This window comes from Streptomyces sp. NPDC031418 (assembly GCF_055581605.1).
The window spans coordinates 74,009-88,859 of sequence record NZ_JBVIJC010000011.1 but is presented as its reverse complement, the minus strand read 5'-3'; the positions used below and the strand labels follow the sequence as shown (position 1 = coordinate 88,859).

Below are 14,851 nucleotides of genomic sequence, written 5' to 3'. Positions count from 1 at the left end.
AGCAGGCGGTTCAACGGACGCTCAGTCGATGCAGAACTCGTTGCCCTCGATGTCCTGCATCACGATGCACGAGTCGTGGCCGTCGTACAGCAGTCGTACGCGGACCGCGCCGAGCGGGAGCAGCCGGGCGCACTCGGCTTCGAGGGCGGCCAGGCGCTCCTCACCCGTGAGCCCGGTGCCGACCCGCACACAGAGATGCACCCGGTTCTTGACGACCTTGGCTTCGGGAACGCGCTGGAAGAACAGGCGCGGGCCGACACCCGAGGGATCACTACAGGCGAACCATGAACCCTGGTCCCCGGAAGACCCCTCCGGTGGCGGCGAGGGGACGTACCCCAGCACCTCGCACCAGAAGCCAGCGAGGCGCTCGGGTTCCGCGCAGTCGAAGGTGACTTGGAATTGCTTGATCATCGACACGGGCGCACTTTAACAGCGGCACTCCGTCGCCATCTCCCGGTAGGGGGGCGCATGTTGGCGGCCCAAGGAAGTGCCGACGGCCGGGCGGTCACAGAGCCTTGCGCAGGAGAACACACATCGTCTCGTGGCGACGGATCACCCCGTCGGGCCCTTCCTCGTCCCAGGCGTCCGGCTCATGGCCGTACGCGACGTAGCCGAGGCGTTCGTACAGGGCCCGAGCCCGGGGGTTGTCATCCTCCACGGCGAGTTCGGCCCTGCGCAGGCCGCGGTCTCTGATCCGCTGTTCGGCCGCTCGGATCAGCAGCGTGCCCAGGCCGCAGGACTGGAGTGCCGGAAGCACAGCGAGCTGCCACAGGGTCCCGGCCCCCTCGGAGACCTGGTAGTCGATACCGCCGATCGCCACCGGCAGATCCGCGGCGGTGCATACGGCCAGGTAGTCCACCTCGCCGAGAGCGGCTCGCGCCAACTCCCGCTCCACCTGGCGCAGATGGGTGGCCGACCCGGACCAGGTACACGCGGGCAGGTCTCGGGGCAGCAGATCGCGCACACCGACGGGTACGACGAGGGTCGCATCGGTGGAGTCGTGTGCAGGGCTCATGGCAGCGAGCATGACGAGCGGCGGGCCGGTGTGGCAACGCGATTTCGCCCGGCTTGTTGTGTGAAAGAGTCAACCGCCGTCGCCCAGGCGGTCGTACGAAGGCCGAACACGAGAGGACCGGGAGCCGTTCCATGTCTGAGGAGATCACGCTGCGTCCGGTGACCGCCGAGGATCTCGATCTGTTCGAGCGCGAGTTCAACGGGCCGGAGGGGGCCGGCCCGTACCAGTGGTTCGGCTTCGGTTCGCCGGCCGGGCTGCGCCGGCAGTTCGCCGAGACCGGACTGCTCGGCCCCGACGGCGGCATGCTGTCCGTCGCCGAGGCGGGGCGGACGGTGGGCCGGGTCGAGTGGTTCGCCGGGGCCTGGGGGCGGCCCGCCACCTCCACCTGCTGGAGCCTGGCGATCGGCCTGGTGCCGACGGCGCACGGCCGTGGCATAGGCACCCGGGCCCAGCGGCTCCTGGCCGAGTACCTCTTCGACCACACCAGGGCCGAGCGGCTGCAAGCGTGGACGGACTGCGCCAACCTCGCCGAGCAGCGTGCGCTGGAGAAGGCGGGCTTCGTCAGGGAGGGTGTGCTGCGCTCCGCGCAGTGGCGCGGCGGCCGGTGGCACGACCAGGTGATCTTCTCCATGCTCCGCGCGGAGCGGTCCGGCGGCACACCGGGCTGAGGCCGAAAAAAATATTTCTCCGGCGATGTCGAGAACCCGTGACCGGCTCCGTCCCAGGGGTGAGCGCGGCCAGAATGGGTCGCACGAACACCGAGGAGAACCACGATGGCGAAGTACCTGCTGCTGAAGCACTACCGCGGCGCCCCGGCTCCGGTGAACAACGTGCCCATGGACCAGTGGAGCCCGGAGGAGATCTCGGCCCACATGCAGTACATGCACGACTTCGCGGCCCGGCTGGAGAAGACCGGCGAGTTCGTCGACGGTCAGGCGCTCGCCCCGGAGGGGGCGTGGGTCCGCTACGACGGTGAGGGGCGCCCGCCGGTCACCGACGGACCGTTCGCGGAGACCAAGGACCTCATCGCCGGCTGGATGATCATCGACGTCGACAGCTACGAGCGGGCCGTCGAGCTGGCCGGGGAGCTGTCGGCCGCGCCGGGGGCCGGCGGCAGGCCGATCCACGAGTGGCTGGAGGTGCGCCCCTTCCTCGCCGCGCCGCCCACCATCACGGAGTGACGTCACCGATGGACGAGGTGCTGCTCAGGAGCCTCACACCGAGCGTGCTCACCGTCCTCGTCCGCCGCGGAGCCGACTTCGCGGCGGCCGAGGACGCCGTACAGGACGCGCTGGTGGAGGCGCTGCGGGTCGGGGCGGCCGGCCCGTCCCCGGACTCCCGGCTGCGGCCGGGCGGGGAAGATCCCATCAGGGATGTCAAGGGCTGGCTGGTCACTGTGGCCTGGCGCAAGTTCCTCGACGCGACGCGCGCCGAGGCCGCCCGGCGCCGGCGTGAGGACCGCGTCGCGGAGGAGCCGGCGCCCGGGCCGGCAGCCGCGGTGGACGACACGCTCCAGCTCTACTTCCTGTGCGCTCACCCGTCGCTGACACCGGCGTCCGCGGTCGCGCTCACCCTGCGCGCCGTCGGCGGGCTCACCACCCGCCAGATCGCCCAGGCCTACCTGGTGCCCGAGGCGACCATGGCGCAACGCATCAGCCGGGCCAAGCGCACCGTCTCGGGCGTGCGCTTCGACCAGCCCGGCGATGTCGCCACCGTGCTGCGGGTGCTCTACCTGGTCTTCAACGAGGGCTACTCCGGGGACGTCGACCTCGCCGCCGAGGCCATCCGGCTCACCCGGCAGCTCGCGGCCGCCGTCGACCACCCCGAGGTGGCGGGGCTGCTCGCCCTCATGCTGCTGCACCACGCCCGACGCGCGGCCCGGACCGCGCCCGACGGCAGCCTGGTGCCGCTCGCCGAGCAGGACCGCGGACGGTGGGACACCGCGTTGATCGCCGAGGGGGTGGAGATCTTGCAGGCGGCGCTGGCCCGTGACCGGCTGGGCGAGTTCCAGGCCCAGGCCGCCATCGCCGCCCTCCACGCCGACGCGCCGCGCGCCGCCGAGACCGACTGGGTGCAGATCGTCGAGTGGTACGACGAGCTGACACGGCTGACCGACAGTCCGGTCGTCCGGCTCAACCGGGCGGTCGCCGTCGGCGAGGCCGACGGACCGCGCGCCGGCCTGGCCGCGCTCGCCGGGCTGGACGCCTCACTGCCCCGCCACACCGCGGTCGCGGCCTACCTGCACGAGCACGACGGCGACCTGGAGACGGCGGCACGGCTGTACGCGGAGGCCGCCCACAAGGCGCCCAACCTGGCCGAGCGCGACCACCTGACCCGCCAGGCCGCCCGGCTCAACACCGGCCGATCTCGCTGAGGGGTTGCAGCTGGTCAGGCACCTGAGCCGGCCTCGGACCACACGCTTGCCTGGGCCAGCACTCCGGTGCTGAATTGGTTGCTGATCGAGGTGATGGTCAGAACGGCCGTACGGCCTTCCTTCGTGGTGAGGCAGATCACCGACCCCACCTTTGCCTCGACCATCGTGACGCCCTTGGTGTTCACGAGGTCCGAGCAGTCCTGCCTCGTCGGCATCCCCCGCCCGGACCACAGGGCCAGGGTGGGGTCGTCGCTGCTGAGACGGGGCGGATCGACCAGCCCCAGCTGTACGTCGGCCTCGAAGCCGTACCGGCTGCGCCCGGGTGGGTTCTTGTCCAGCATCGGCCCGTACTCGGAGATGCGGACACTGCCCGTCCACTGGATGCCGTTGGACGGCGAGGACACCGACGCAGAGGGGGCGGGAACATCCCCTTGACTCGCCGTCCGGGACGGCTGGGCATCCGCCGAGCGCGGCGAGGCGCTGGTCGAAGGCGGTGTCACACCGGAAGGAACCGGCCCGCCCTTGCCCGCCGCGCTCGACCCACCGCGCCCGGAGAGTTGCACCAGCCCCCAGGTGAGCGCGCCGGCGGCCAGCGCCGCCACCAGAAGCACGGCGATGAGCCGCGGTCGCCCACGGCCGCCTCGCTGCTCTCCGAGGTACAGGTTGTACTGGGTGGACCGGGGGCCGCTCTGCGCGGCCGTGTTTCCCTGGAAGGTGTTCCCGGCCACCCCGCCCTCGTCGCCTTTCCTCTCGGTCATGCCCCCGACCCGAAGTGGTTGGTCTGCTGGGTGTGGGCGCCGATCTGGAACGCCGTAGGACCCTCGAAGGTGTTGCCCTGGACCAGAGCGCCGGTGGCCGGGTCCGGTTCGCCGAACGGTGCCGTGAGCGCGCGCAGTTCGGTGATCACCTGTGCGCGCTCTCGCTCGTCAAGACCTTCCAGGAACCTTCTCAGTCGGACCCGCCAGGACTGGTGGAGCAACTCCCTCTCGTCGTCGCTCAGTTCGGTGTCCGCCAGGTCCGATGTCGTCTGGTCGAGGCGCATCAGCTCGGCTTGTTCCCGCTGCGCGTCTCCCCTGCCCAGCAGCCGGCCGAGCCGTGCCCGCAGCACGGCCCACGCGTCGGTTCCGGCCGCCTGCAAGATGCCGGCCGCGATCACACTTGCCGCCTCGTCGAGCATGCGTCGCCTCCCTCTTCGCAACGTCCACTCACCGTAGCGTCGCCGGCGGTTCCGAGGTGCCGCATTCGCCGACGGCCCACGGCCGCTAGGCGTAGAAGGGCCCGGGAGTGCTCCACGTGGTGTGGCCGAAGACGTTGTCGTCGGCGATGGTCAGGCTGATGTTCGTGACCTTCAGCCCGTACTGGGTCGGTGTCATGCCGTCGGGGCAGGCGACCTGCACCGCAGGGAAGTTCATGAAGAAGTACGGGCCCGTGTCCCGGGTGGTGTCGGAACGCAGGGCGGACAGGACCCAGTTGGCCTCGGTGAGGTAGTAGACCCGCATCAGCTGCTGGTGTTCGGTGCGCACCACGAAGGCGGTGGCGTGGTCGAAGGTCCCGTCGGGGCGCAGGCAGCCGAAGGTGCGGGCGGTGTCGGCGTAGGCGGTGAACCAGTAGTCGGTACTGCTCAGACCCGCGGTGTAACCGGGCTGGCTGCGCACGTCGTGCAGGGTGAAGTCGAGCTTGAAGCCGCCGCAGCCGGGCGTCGGATCGTAGTCGTGGTAGATGAGCTGGCACTTGTGGTCGCCGAAGGCGGCCGTGGGATCCGGCCTGTACGGCTGTGGGACCACGGCGCCGTGGAAGGTCACGGTGGCGGAGACACCGCCCTCGGTGACGGCCGGAATGTCGGCGCTCGCGGTCGCGTTCGCCCCTCCCGCACCGGCCAGGACCAGCCCGGCCCCCAGGAGCAGGGCGACGGTCAGCCGGGCCAGGGATCTGCGCAGGCGCTCCAGTTGCTCCATGGACGAACCCCCCTGTGACATACGGACGCGGCGTCCGCGAGCTCGCGAACGCGCGGGCACACGCTAGCCGCGCATCCGCGACCCGTCCGGCGAACCATGCGAAACGGCGTGAAACGTGCGCTTCGCCGGAAGGGGCGGTCAGCGGTTCGGCTGCCACTCGAACATCAGGATGGTGGCGTCGTCACGGAGCCTGCTGTCCTCGGAGTCGAGCAGCGAGTGGATCAGTCGGCGAAGCGTCTCGGGTGGGAGTTCGCCGGTGGAGGTGGCCCGGATGACATAGTCGGCGAAGCGCTCCAGTCCGAGCATCCTGCCGTCGGCCATCCGCGCCTCGGTGACGCCGTCGGTGTACAGCAGGACGCGGTCGCCGGGCCGCAGCCGCGCCTGGTGGATCCTGCGTTCCCGCCCGGTCAGCAGGGAGCGCAGCCCCATGGGCGGATCCGGCTCGCGGACCAGCGCGTCGACCATGAGCCGCTGATCGCGGATCAGCAGGGGCGCCGGGTGGCCGCAGTTGCTCCACTCCAGCACGCCCGTGGAGAAGTCGAACTGCGCGAGGATCCCGGTGCAGAACTGGTCGGGCAGCCATTGGCTGAGCGCTTCGTCCACGCCGTCCACGAGCGAGCCAGGTCGGCGTCGGTGCGCCGGGCGTTGCGGCAGGCCGTCAGGGCCACCGCGCTGGTGAGCCCGGAGGCGAGGTTGTGTCCCATGGCGTCCAGGACGACGGCGTGCAGCGAGGTCGTGGTGAGGGAGTGGTCGAAGGCGTCGCCGCCGATGTCGTACGCGGGTTCCAGGACGGCGGTGGAGACGACCTGGAGATTGCCGATGGTGCGGGGCGGCAGGAAGGCGCGCAGCATCTCGGCGGGCAGGTGCATGGCTTCGGTGCGGGTCCGCCGTACGAAGGAGTCCTTGTACGCCCGCTTCGACGTGATCATCATCGCCAGCAGCGCGGCCAGGGCCCGGCCCTGGCGCAGCGAGCCCGCGGTGAGCGACCGGGTGTGCACGGCGAGGACACCGAGCCGCTCGGCGCCGTCCAGCAGCGGGAACCAGGCCGTCATCCCGTCCCGGTCGGACTCCCCCACGCGCAGCGTCTGGGTGCGGTAGCACCAGCCGGCGCACGATGCGTCGATGGGCAGGTTCGCGGTCACGTCGGTGAGCGGCACGAGGTGGCGCTGCTGGAGATCGGCGAGGTAGACCACGGCGTGCCGCGGGCCGATCGCCTTCGCGCAGTGGGCGACGGCGGCCGTGAGGTCGAGCGTGCAGCTGACGGGATCGGCGAGGAACTCCTCCAGCGGCGCACCGCCCGGTTCTGCCGTCACCTCTTGATCACCACCCCGGACCGGTCGTCGTCGTCCCAGCAGTCCCACTCTCACATCGCGTGCCGGGCCGTGCAGCCCGCGTTCCCCCACCCGGGGCCCCGGCCCTCAGCCGGTGGCGAGGGCGCGCAGTTGGTCCTGGGAGCCGTTGAACCGGTCGTGGTCGCCGACCGTGGGGCCGGTGGAGGTGTACTGCCACATCGTGTACGACGACCAGCCCGCCGGCAGCGTCCCGGCGGTGGTGGCGTACCGGGCGATCCACAGCGGGTTGGCGGAGAAGCCGCCGTAGTTGCCCGTGCACTGGGTCCACCAGCTCGTGGCCGTGTAGATGACCGCGTCGCGGCCGGTGCGGGTCTTGTAGCGGTTCAGGAAGTCCCGGATCCAGCTGACCATCCCGCTCTGGGACTTGCCGTAACAGGCGTCACCGTACGGGTTCCACTCGATGTCCAGGGCCCCGGGGAGGGTCTTGGCGTCCTTGGACCAGCCGCCGCCGTGGTCCGCGAACCAGTCGGCCTGGGCGGCGCCGCCGGTCGTGTCCGGGGTCGCGAAGTGGTAGGCGCCGTGGATCATGCCGACGCCGTACGCGCCTTCGTACTGCTGGGTGAAGTAGGGGTTGGTGTAGTAGGTCCCCTCGGTCGCCTTGGTGTAGGCCCACCTGGCGCCGCTGCCCCACAGGGTGGCCCAGTCGACGTCGCCCTGGTAGCTGGAGACGTCCACGCCCTCGGTCTGGGTGGCCCGGCCGGCCAGCGGTGGTGAGCCGGAGAATCCGTCGTGGGCGAGGACGCCGATGCCCATGTAGGCGCTGCCGCGCACGGGTGCGCCCCCGGCCCCGTCGGAGGCGGCCGGGGGGCTGGAGACAAGGAGCAGGACGCCGGTCAGGGTGCCGACGAGGCACAGGCTGGACCGGCCGCGGAATCGGGATATGGAGCTTCGCACGGAATCCATCTGACCCGGCATCGGGTCGTTCCGCACTCCGGGTGCGCCCGAAGAGCCCGTCCGCGGCCGGTGATTGCGCCATGTGGGTGCGGCGGGGTCAGCCCGCGATGCGGTGCTGGCTCCAGAAAGAGGTCAGGTCCGTGCTCGTGGCGGCCTGGGCCGCCGCCTTGAACTCGGCGGTGGTGGAGACCCCGTACCAGTGCGCGGCCGCGTAGTCCTTGAGCAGCTTCGTCATGGCGGTGTCGCCGAGGACGCGCCGCAGGTCGTGCAGGGCGCACTTGCCGTAGCCGTAGACGACGGTGGAGTACCGGGAGGGGTGGGCGTCCCAGTAGGCCATCGAGTTGGTGATCTTCTCCGCGCTGGAGGACCAGGAGACGCTGCTCCAGCAGTTGCTGCCGGTCTTGCCGAGGGCGAGGTCGGTGGCGTAGTCGGTGAACGCCTCGTCCAGCCAGGGGCTGTTGTACTCGTCGTCGCCGACGATGCCGTACCACCACTGGTGGCCGATCTCATGGGTGAGCGCGGTGGTGCTGACCAGGTCCAGGACGAAGCCGGGGTACTCCATCCCGCCGAACCAGTAGTTGTTGTCGAGGACGGCGTCCAGCTCGCCGTAGGGGTAGGCGCCGAAGCGCGCCGCGTGGGCGTCGACGGCGGACTTGGCGGTGCTGAGCATCGACTGGGCGCTCGAGGAGCTGATGCCCGAGACGGAGTAGACGTTCACCCGGACACCGGCCGTGGAGGTGCCGGAGATCTTGGTGAAGGGTCCGGCGGCCCAGGCGAAGTCACGGACCTGGGAGGCGGTGGCCGTGGTGACGGTACGGCCGCTGGAGCCGGGGGTGTCGGTGGAGGTGCCGGTGGCGGGCACCAGCAGGGTGCTGGGGTGGTCGAGGGTCACCTTGAAGTCGGCGGCCAGGGAGTAGAACGACTCGCCGTTGTCGGTGTACGGGTCGAGGTGCCAGCCGGCGCCGTCGCGGACGGCGAGGACGGGCAGGGCGTTGCCGATGAAGCTGTAGGCGCCGTCGTGGCCGAACCGGTCGGCGCCGCTGGGCACGGTGATGCCGAGGTCGAAGCCGATGGTGGCGCTCTGTCCCTGGCCGAGCGTGCTGGGCAGGGACACCTGGAGGGCGGTGCAGTCCACGGAGAGCGCGCCCGCGGTGCCTCCGGTGACGTTGCCGACCTGGACGGGCATCGCGTCACAGGTGCCGTGGTAGTTGTCCCACAGCCGCAGGTACACCTCGTTCAGCGCCGTCGCGGAGGTGTTGGTGAAGGTGACGCTCTCGTGCCCGGTCCACACGGTGCCGCTCGTGTTGCTGCTCAGGCTCACGGTGTACGACGGGGTGCCCGGGCTGCGGGTGGTGTCGGTGGCCGTCTGCGCGGCGGCCGGGGTGCCGGGGAGGAGAAGCGCCGCCAGCGCGGCGACGGCGAAGGCCCATGCACCGAGGGCCTTGTGGGGGGTCGATCTCACGGAAGCTCCTTTGCGGCGGCCGGGGTCCCGGCCTGCTCGGTGACCGCGCGGCCGGCGGGGGTTGCGCCGGGGGCGGCCTGGTGTGGGGCGTGCGTGATCGCTGTGCGGTGGTGCGGTCAGGCGCCCCCATGGGGTCGGGGCGCCGACTGCCGAAAGAGTCTCAGATTTGACCCGCACATGCCAGGACTGACGGTGCGGTGGCCCTGCCGGGCCGGCGCCGGGGGTGGACGCCGCGCGCTCCCCCGGCCGGATCGGTCAGCCGGTGTGCACGGTGATGAGGACCGCGGCGGCTTCGGTGCCGTCCGGGGCGGTCCAGCCGCGGGCGACATGGCCGGCCGCTCCCTCGGCGGGCAGCGGCGGACGGCCGGCGACCGGGTGCGGCACGCGGTGGACGTGCAGCGCGATGCCGTGCGGGGTGGGCAGCCGGGTGCCCTCCGGGCCGTCGGCCGGCTCGGGGGTGAACGGCGCCGGGGTGAAGGGGGCACCGGTGAAGGAGACGACCACCTCGGGGTCCGGTGTGTCGCTCACGCTCTGGGCCATCGGCTGCGCCGTGCCCCCGAGGAGCCGCAGCAGCTCGGTCACCAGCACCGGGTCGTGGCAGCCGTCGTACACCCAGCGCTTGCCCAGTACTCCGTGCTCCATGGTGCCGACGAGGGCGTGCTCGGCACCGTCGAGCGGTGCGCCGCGGTAGGTCAGCGGGGCGAAGTAGGCGGTGGGTTCGGCGGTGGAGGTGTCCGTGGCCACCATGAACTCCATACCGACCTCGCCCTCGGGGTCGTCCAGCCGGAAGCCGCCGGACTTCTCCAGGACCGGGGCGCCCGAGCCGCGGTACCAGGGCCGGGTCGGCAGCCAGTCGGTGAGCAGTTCGAGCTTCGTGGGCTTGAGGGTGGTGTGGTGGATGACGGCCATACCGACGGCTTCCTCCCGTTGCACGGTAACGAACCCTGTCACTTTTCCACACCGGCGCGGACAAGCCTCGATCGGGCGGGCGCGGCCGCGTGGTTGGGGGCCGGCCGGGAACAGCTGCTTCCGGCCGGTGCGCGGTGGAGGGGGCATGCGGTCGGCGGACGCGGGTATGCGGGTGCCACATCACCCGTCCACCCACGAGGAACTATCCATCCCGACCGCAGGAAGGCGACACACATGCTGATGGCACACCCGGCGGTACTGACGGACCTCATCTCCCAGTACGAGGCCCTCACCCTGCTCGGTGCCGACGAGAGCACTCCGCAGGCCCGGCAGCGGCTCGCCGACGTCTCCTACACGCTGTGCGTGGCCACCGGCACCAAGGACGTCGACATGGCCCTCATCGCCGCCCGCCACCGGCTCTCCGGGGCGCGTCCGGAGGACGACTCGCTGCTGCTGACGTCCGAACCCACGAAGACCACGTCCGTCTGAACTCGTCGCCTCCGGCTTCTGGTCGGCGCGGCCTACCGGGCGGTATACAGGCCCAGTCGAACGCGCGGGGACCGCACTGCGGTGCGGTCCCCGTCGCGATGTGCCGGCCCCAGGGGGAGGACGCATGGCGAACGGAAGACGCACGGCCAACGGTGCGAGAGGCCGGCGGGCAGCCGCGGTGCTGGGAGCGGCGCTGGGCGGGTGCGCCCTGGTCGCCACCGCCACCACACCGGCCGCCGCGCACCCCGGGGGACCGGGCCACGGCCTGCGGTACTCGGCGCTCGGCGACTCCTACACCTCGGGCCCCGGCATCCCCCGCCAGGTGGACGCCGACTGTGCCCGCTCCGACCACAACTACCCGTCCCTCGTGGCGGCCGACCAGGCGGCGACGGCGTTCACGGACGTCAGCTGCGGCGGCGCCACGACCGCGCAGATGTGGCAGGCGCAGGGCAGCAACCCGCCGCAGCTCGACGCGCTGGACCGGCACACCGACCTGGTGACGGTGCAGATCGGCGGCAACGACGTCGGTTTCGGCAGCATCATCGCCACCTGCGCCCGGCTCGCCGCCCAGGATCCGGCCGGCGACCCGTGCGAGCGCTCCTACACCGCGTCCGGCGCGGACGAACTGACCCTCGCCGTGCTGCGGACGGCGCCGAAGGTGGCCGGGGTGCTGCGGGCCGTGCATGCCCGGGCGCCGCACGCGCGGGTGGTCGTCGTCGGCTATCCGGACCTGCTGCCCGACGACGGCAGCGGCTGCTTCCCGCAGGTCCCCTTCGCCCAGGGCGACTTCGCCTATCTGCGGGACACCGAGAAGCGGCTCAACCTGATGCTGCGCGTGGTGGCCGGCCTGAACCGGGCCGAGTACGTCGACACCTACGGCCCCACCGTCGGCCACGACATGTGCAAGGCGCCCGCCGACCGCTGGATCGAGCCGCTCCGGCCGGCCGCTCCGGCCGCCCCCGCCCACCCCAACGCGCTGGGCGAACAGGCCATGGCGCGGGCGGTGCTGGACCGGCTGGTGCAGGGACGCGGACGCGGCTGACGCGACCTGAGCCGAGGGGCGGCCTCCGGGTGTCGGGGGCCGCCCCTCGGGCGGGTCTCAGCCGCCGAGCGCGCCGAGCACGACCGCCTGGGCCTCCTCCTGCACCCGGGCGAGGTGGTCGGGGCCGAGGAAGGACTCGGCGTACACCTTGTAGACGTCCTCGGTGCCCGAGGGGCGGGCCGCGAACCAGGCGTTGTCGGTGGTCACCTTGATGCCGCCGATGGCCGCGCCGTTGCCGGGCGCCTCGGTGAGGACGGCGGTGACCGGCTCGCCGGCCAGCGTGTCGGCGCGGACCTGGGCCGGGGACAACTTGGCGAGCAGCGCCTTCTGCTCCCGGGAGGCGGGCGCGTCGGTCCGGGCGTAGGCGGGCTCGCCGAAGCGCACGGTCAGGTCGGCGTAGTGCTCGGACGGGGTCTTGTCGGTGACGGCCGTGATCTCGGAGGCGAGCAGCGCCAGGAGGATGCCGTCCTTGTCGGTGGTCCACACCGAGCCGTCCCGGCGCAGGAAGGACGCGCCGGCCGACTCCTCGCCGCCGAACCCGAGGGTGCCGCCGGCCAGTCCGTCCACGAACCACTTGAACCCGACGGGGACTTCGACGAGTTCCCGGCCGAGGTCGGCGGCGACCCGGTCGATCATGGTGGAGGAGACCAGCGTCTTGCCGATGCCGACGGCGGCCGGCCACTGCTCGCGGTGCTGGTAGAGGTAGGAGATGGCGACCGCGAGGTAGTGGTTGGGGTTCATCAGCCCGGCGTCCGGGGTGACGATGCCGTGCCGGTCGGCGTCGGCGTCGTTGCCGGTGGCGATGCGGAACCGGTCGCGCTGCTCGATGAGGGAGGCCATCGCGTGGGGCGAGGAGCAGTCCATGCGGATCTGCCCGTCCCAGTCCAGCGTCATGAACCGCCAGGTGGGGTCGGTGTGCGGGTTGACCACCGTCAGGTCGATGCCGTGCTGTTCGGCGATCCGGCCCCAGTAGGCGACGGAGGCGCCGCCGAGCGGGTCGGCGCCGATGCGCACACCGGCCGCGCGGATCGCGTCCAGGTCGAGGACGCTGGGCAGGTCACCGACATACGCGCCGAGGAAGTCGTGGCGTCCGGTGGTGTCCGCGGCGAGCGCCCGCGCGTAGGGCATCCGGCGTACGTCCTTCAGGCCGCCCGTGATGATCTCGTTGGCCCGGTCCTGGATCCAGGAGGTGGCGTCGGAGGCCGCCGGGCCGCCGCTCGGCGGGTTGTACTTGAAGCCGCCGTCGGCGGGCGGGTTGTGCGACGGGGTGACGACCACACCGTCCGCGAGACCGGAGGTGCGGCCCCGGTTGTGGCTGAGGATGGCGTGCGAGACGGCCGGGGTGGGGGTGTAGCCGTCGGCGCTGTCGACGAGCACGGTCACCCCGTTGGCGGCGAACACCTCCAGCGCGGTGACCTTGGCGGGCTCCGACAGGGCGTGGGTGTCGGCGCCGAGGAAGAGCGGTCCGTCGGTGCCCTGCGCGGCGCGGTACTCGCAGATGGCCTGGCTGGTGGCGGCGATGTGGTCCTCGTTGAAGGCGCATCCGAGGGACGAACCCCGGTGCCCCGAGGTGCCGAACGCCACCCGCTGGCCCGGGTCGGCCGGGTCGGGGTGCAGGGCGTAGTACGCCGTGACCAGCCGGGCCACGTCGACAAGGTCCTCGGGACCGGCCGGCCGGCCGGCTCGCTCGTGCGGCATGAGTCCGTATCCTCCGCATGGGTGTGTGGTTCGCTCGCCGCCCATCTTTCCTCGTCAGGGCCCTGACACGCGAGTCGGCGCGTACGATCTGAGCCTCCGACGACCGCGCCGTGCCGCCCTGCACGCAGGGCGCCTTTCGCAGACAGGCCTGCCACCGTGACCGGATCCGCCGTCAGAGCCCCCTGGCTCCTCGCTCGTTGCGCACAGCTGGCCGTGGGTGCGGCCGCCGGCACGGAGGTGGTCCGCGCGTTCGACGTCCGCGCTCGTCTGCTGCATCCGTCGGCGGCGGCCGCCATCCGGTCCGGGTGGGCGTCGACGGTCTACGTGGACGTCATGACGGCGGCGATGGTGCTGTTCCTCGTGTGGTTCGCCCGCTGCCGGCGCAACGCCGGGCTGCTCTCCCCCGGCGCGGTGCGCGGCTCGGGCGCGTGGGCCGTCGTCGCCTGGCTGATACCGGGGGTCAACCTGTGGGCGCCGCGCGGACTCCTGCTGGACGTCCAGCGGGCGAGCGGCCCGGCCGGGGCGGACCGGGACGTCCTGGTGAACGTGTGGTGGGGGGCCTGGGTCGGGCACGCGGTGCTGGCGCTGGCCGCCGCACAGCTGGGCGGCGGGACCTCGCTGCCGCTGCTGGTGCCGGCGGAGTCCCTGAACCTGCTGGCCGCGGCCCTGGTGACCGTCGTGATCCAGCGAATCACCGCGCGACAGGCCGCCGCTGTGGACTCCGGGCTCCCGGTGCCCGCGCCGGCCGGCCTGCCGCAGGCTCCGTAGGGCCTCTCTTTCGGATCTTGCCGGCGCCGCAGCCGGCCTGATCCGAAAGAAAGGCCCTGGAGCCGCCGGTCAGCCGATGTGGTAGCTGTCGCCGTAGACCTTCCAGTCGAGCGGGGTGTTCAGGTCGAGGTTGCCCTTGTGCAGGAAGACCCGCTGCTCGGTGTCGACCCGGCTGGTGTCGCTGTGCGCCTCCTCCTGCTTCATGGCCCAGACCCGCGCGTCGAGGAAGGCGTCGAGGTACGTGGTCTCCTTGCCGCCCTGCGCGGGCGGCTTGGCGCTGCGCAGGGCGCGCTTGCGAATGTTGCGGAAGCTGGTGGGGTCGTCGCCGTCACCGTGCATGACGAGGGCGTCGTAGTAGATGAACTGGCCGAGCGCGCGCAGTCCGTCGGTCTTGCCCTGGGTGACCGCGGGGTTGAAGTAGACGCGGTCGCGTTCGTCGTCCTGGGCCCGCTGGAAGGAGGTGTCCCGGGCGGCCCTGCGCCAGTCGCCGGGGAAGCCGGGGTCGAGGCCCTCGTGCGAGTCGCTGCCGTTGACCTTGCGCAGTGCGGGCAGGTATTTGGCGAGGACGTTGCCGGGGGTGCGGTCGGTGTAGAGCTGGACGACCTCGAGCATGTCGCCGGTGCCGGAACAGAAGCCGATGATGCCGGCGGTGTAGCCGCGGCCGTCGCCGATGTCCTCGATGTACTTGTACTGGGCCCTCCAGTCGAGCGAGGAGTTCTCCGCGCTGGACACGAGTTCCATCGCGATCTCCTTCTTCGCGGGGTCGTCCAGTCCCGGTGCGGCGGCCGTGGCCGCGGTGGCGGAGCGGGTACCGATCAGGGCGCCGGAGGCGACCGCGCCGAGCAGGGCGACGGCGGTACGGCGGGAGACGTGCACCACAGGGCCTCCAAGTG

15 protein-coding genes and 2 pseudogenes are annotated in these 14,851 nt (G+C 71.9%); 6 read left to right on the top strand and 11 right to left on the bottom strand.

The window, feature by feature from the left end; translation table 11 throughout:
- Positions 1-21: 21 nt before the first annotated feature.
- Both ACZ5CZ_RS17960 and ACZ5CZ_RS17955 read right to left on the bottom strand, forming a co-directional pair.
- On the bottom strand, positions 22-417 hold the full coding sequence (locus tag ACZ5CZ_RS17960; RefSeq protein WP_385840921.1) for a VOC family protein: 396 nt from the start codon (positions 415-417) through the stop codon (positions 22-24).
- Positions 418-505: 88 nt separating this feature from the next.
- Positions 506-1,015 (bottom strand): GNAT family N-acetyltransferase, encoded by a 510-nt coding sequence (locus ACZ5CZ_RS17955; protein ID WP_468943744.1) that lies wholly within the window; start codon positions 1,013-1,015, stop codon positions 506-508.
- A 131-nt stretch (positions 1,016-1,146) separates the two neighbouring features.
- Between ACZ5CZ_RS17955 and ACZ5CZ_RS17950 the strand changes: the two genes are divergently transcribed.
- The 3 genes from ACZ5CZ_RS17950 (at position 1,147) to ACZ5CZ_RS17940 (ending at position 3,389) form a co-directional block, all read left to right on the top strand.
- Positions 1,147-1,683 carry a GNAT family N-acetyltransferase gene (locus ACZ5CZ_RS17950; RefSeq protein ID WP_468943738.1) on the top strand — a complete coding sequence of 179 codons (537 nt, stop codon included), beginning with the start codon at positions 1,147-1,149 and terminating at the stop codon, positions 1,681-1,683.
- 105 nt (positions 1,684-1,788) lie between these two features.
- Positions 1,789-2,196, top strand: a complete 408-nt coding sequence (locus ACZ5CZ_RS17945; protein ID WP_467549468.1) for a YciI family protein — start codon at positions 1,789-1,791, stop codon at positions 2,194-2,196.
- An 8-nt stretch (positions 2,197-2,204) separates the two neighbouring features.
- Positions 2,205-3,389: an RNA polymerase sigma factor gene (locus ACZ5CZ_RS17940; protein ID WP_468944199.1), complete on the top strand. Its 1,185-nt coding sequence runs from the start codon at positions 2,205-2,207 to the stop codon at positions 3,387-3,389.
- 14 nt (positions 3,390-3,403) lie between these two features.
- Here the strand turns inward: ACZ5CZ_RS17940 and ACZ5CZ_RS17935 are convergent, their stop codons facing one another.
- From ACZ5CZ_RS17935 to ACZ5CZ_RS17905, 7 genes and pseudogenes are all read right to left on the bottom strand, one after another.
- On the bottom strand, positions 3,404-4,147 hold the full coding sequence (locus ACZ5CZ_RS17935) for a hypothetical protein (protein WP_468943735.1): 744 nt from the start codon (positions 4,145-4,147) through the stop codon (positions 3,404-3,406).
- The gene (locus ACZ5CZ_RS17930; RefSeq protein WP_468943733.1) at positions 4,144-4,566 is read right to left on the bottom strand and encodes a hypothetical protein; all 423 of its coding nucleotides are present in this window, start codon (positions 4,564-4,566) and stop codon (positions 4,144-4,146) included. Before ACZ5CZ_RS17930 ends, ACZ5CZ_RS17935 begins: the two co-directional genes overlap by 4 nt.
- Positions 4,567-4,651: 85 nt before the next feature.
- Positions 4,652-5,344 carry a hypothetical protein gene (locus tag ACZ5CZ_RS17925; RefSeq protein ID WP_468943730.1) on the bottom strand — a complete coding sequence of 231 codons (693 nt, stop codon included), beginning with the start codon at positions 5,342-5,344 and terminating at the stop codon, positions 4,652-4,654.
- 138 nt (positions 5,345-5,482) lie between these two features.
- Positions 5,483-6,657: pseudogene (locus ACZ5CZ_RS17920) on the bottom strand (PP2C family protein-serine/threonine phosphatase).
- 105 nt (positions 6,658-6,762) lie between these two features.
- Positions 6,763-7,599, bottom strand: coding sequence for a lysozyme (locus ACZ5CZ_RS17915; protein ID WP_468943727.1), 837 nt, complete (start codon positions 7,597-7,599; stop codon positions 6,763-6,765).
- An 88-nt stretch (positions 7,600-7,687) separates the two neighbouring features.
- A pseudogene (locus ACZ5CZ_RS17910) lies at positions 7,688-8,947 on the bottom strand (M1 family metallopeptidase); the annotation flags it as partial.
- 360 nt (positions 8,948-9,307) lie between these two features.
- The gene (locus tag ACZ5CZ_RS17905; protein WP_385840931.1) at positions 9,308-9,961 is read right to left on the bottom strand and encodes a maltokinase N-terminal cap-like domain-containing protein; all 654 of its coding nucleotides are present in this window, start codon (positions 9,959-9,961) and stop codon (positions 9,308-9,310) included.
- Between the two features lie 234 nt (positions 9,962-10,195).
- Here ACZ5CZ_RS17905 and ACZ5CZ_RS17900 point away from each other — a divergent pair, with 234 nt between their 5' ends.
- A complete protein-coding gene (locus ACZ5CZ_RS17900; protein ID WP_468943723.1) occupies positions 10,196-10,450 on the top strand; it encodes a DUF5133 domain-containing protein in 255 nt (84 codons plus the stop codon).
- A gap of 124 nt (positions 10,451-10,574) precedes the next feature.
- Positions 10,575-11,492, top strand: coding sequence for an SGNH/GDSL hydrolase family protein (locus ACZ5CZ_RS17895; RefSeq protein WP_468943720.1), 918 nt, complete (start codon positions 10,575-10,577; stop codon positions 11,490-11,492).
- Positions 11,493-11,549: 57 nt separating this feature from the next.
- On the opposite strand, the gene pgm is transcribed toward ACZ5CZ_RS17895, so the two are convergent.
- Positions 11,550-13,190, bottom strand: a complete 1,641-nt coding sequence (pgm, locus tag ACZ5CZ_RS17890; RefSeq protein WP_468943717.1) for a phosphoglucomutase (alpha-D-glucose-1,6-bisphosphate-dependent) — start codon at positions 13,188-13,190, stop codon at positions 11,550-11,552.
- Between the two features lie 213 nt (positions 13,191-13,403).
- Here pgm and ACZ5CZ_RS17885 point away from each other — a divergent pair, with 213 nt between their 5' ends.
- Positions 13,404-13,958 (top strand): DUF4328 domain-containing protein, encoded by a 555-nt coding sequence (locus tag ACZ5CZ_RS17885; protein WP_468943714.1) that lies wholly within the window; start codon positions 13,404-13,406, stop codon positions 13,956-13,958.
- Positions 13,959-14,027: 69 nt separating this feature from the next.
- Here the strand turns inward: ACZ5CZ_RS17885 and ACZ5CZ_RS17880 are convergent, their stop codons facing one another.
- On the bottom strand, positions 14,028-14,837 hold the full coding sequence (locus tag ACZ5CZ_RS17880) for a chitosanase (RefSeq protein ID WP_385840938.1): 810 nt from the start codon (positions 14,835-14,837) through the stop codon (positions 14,028-14,030).
- Positions 14,838-14,851: the final 14 nt, after the last annotated feature.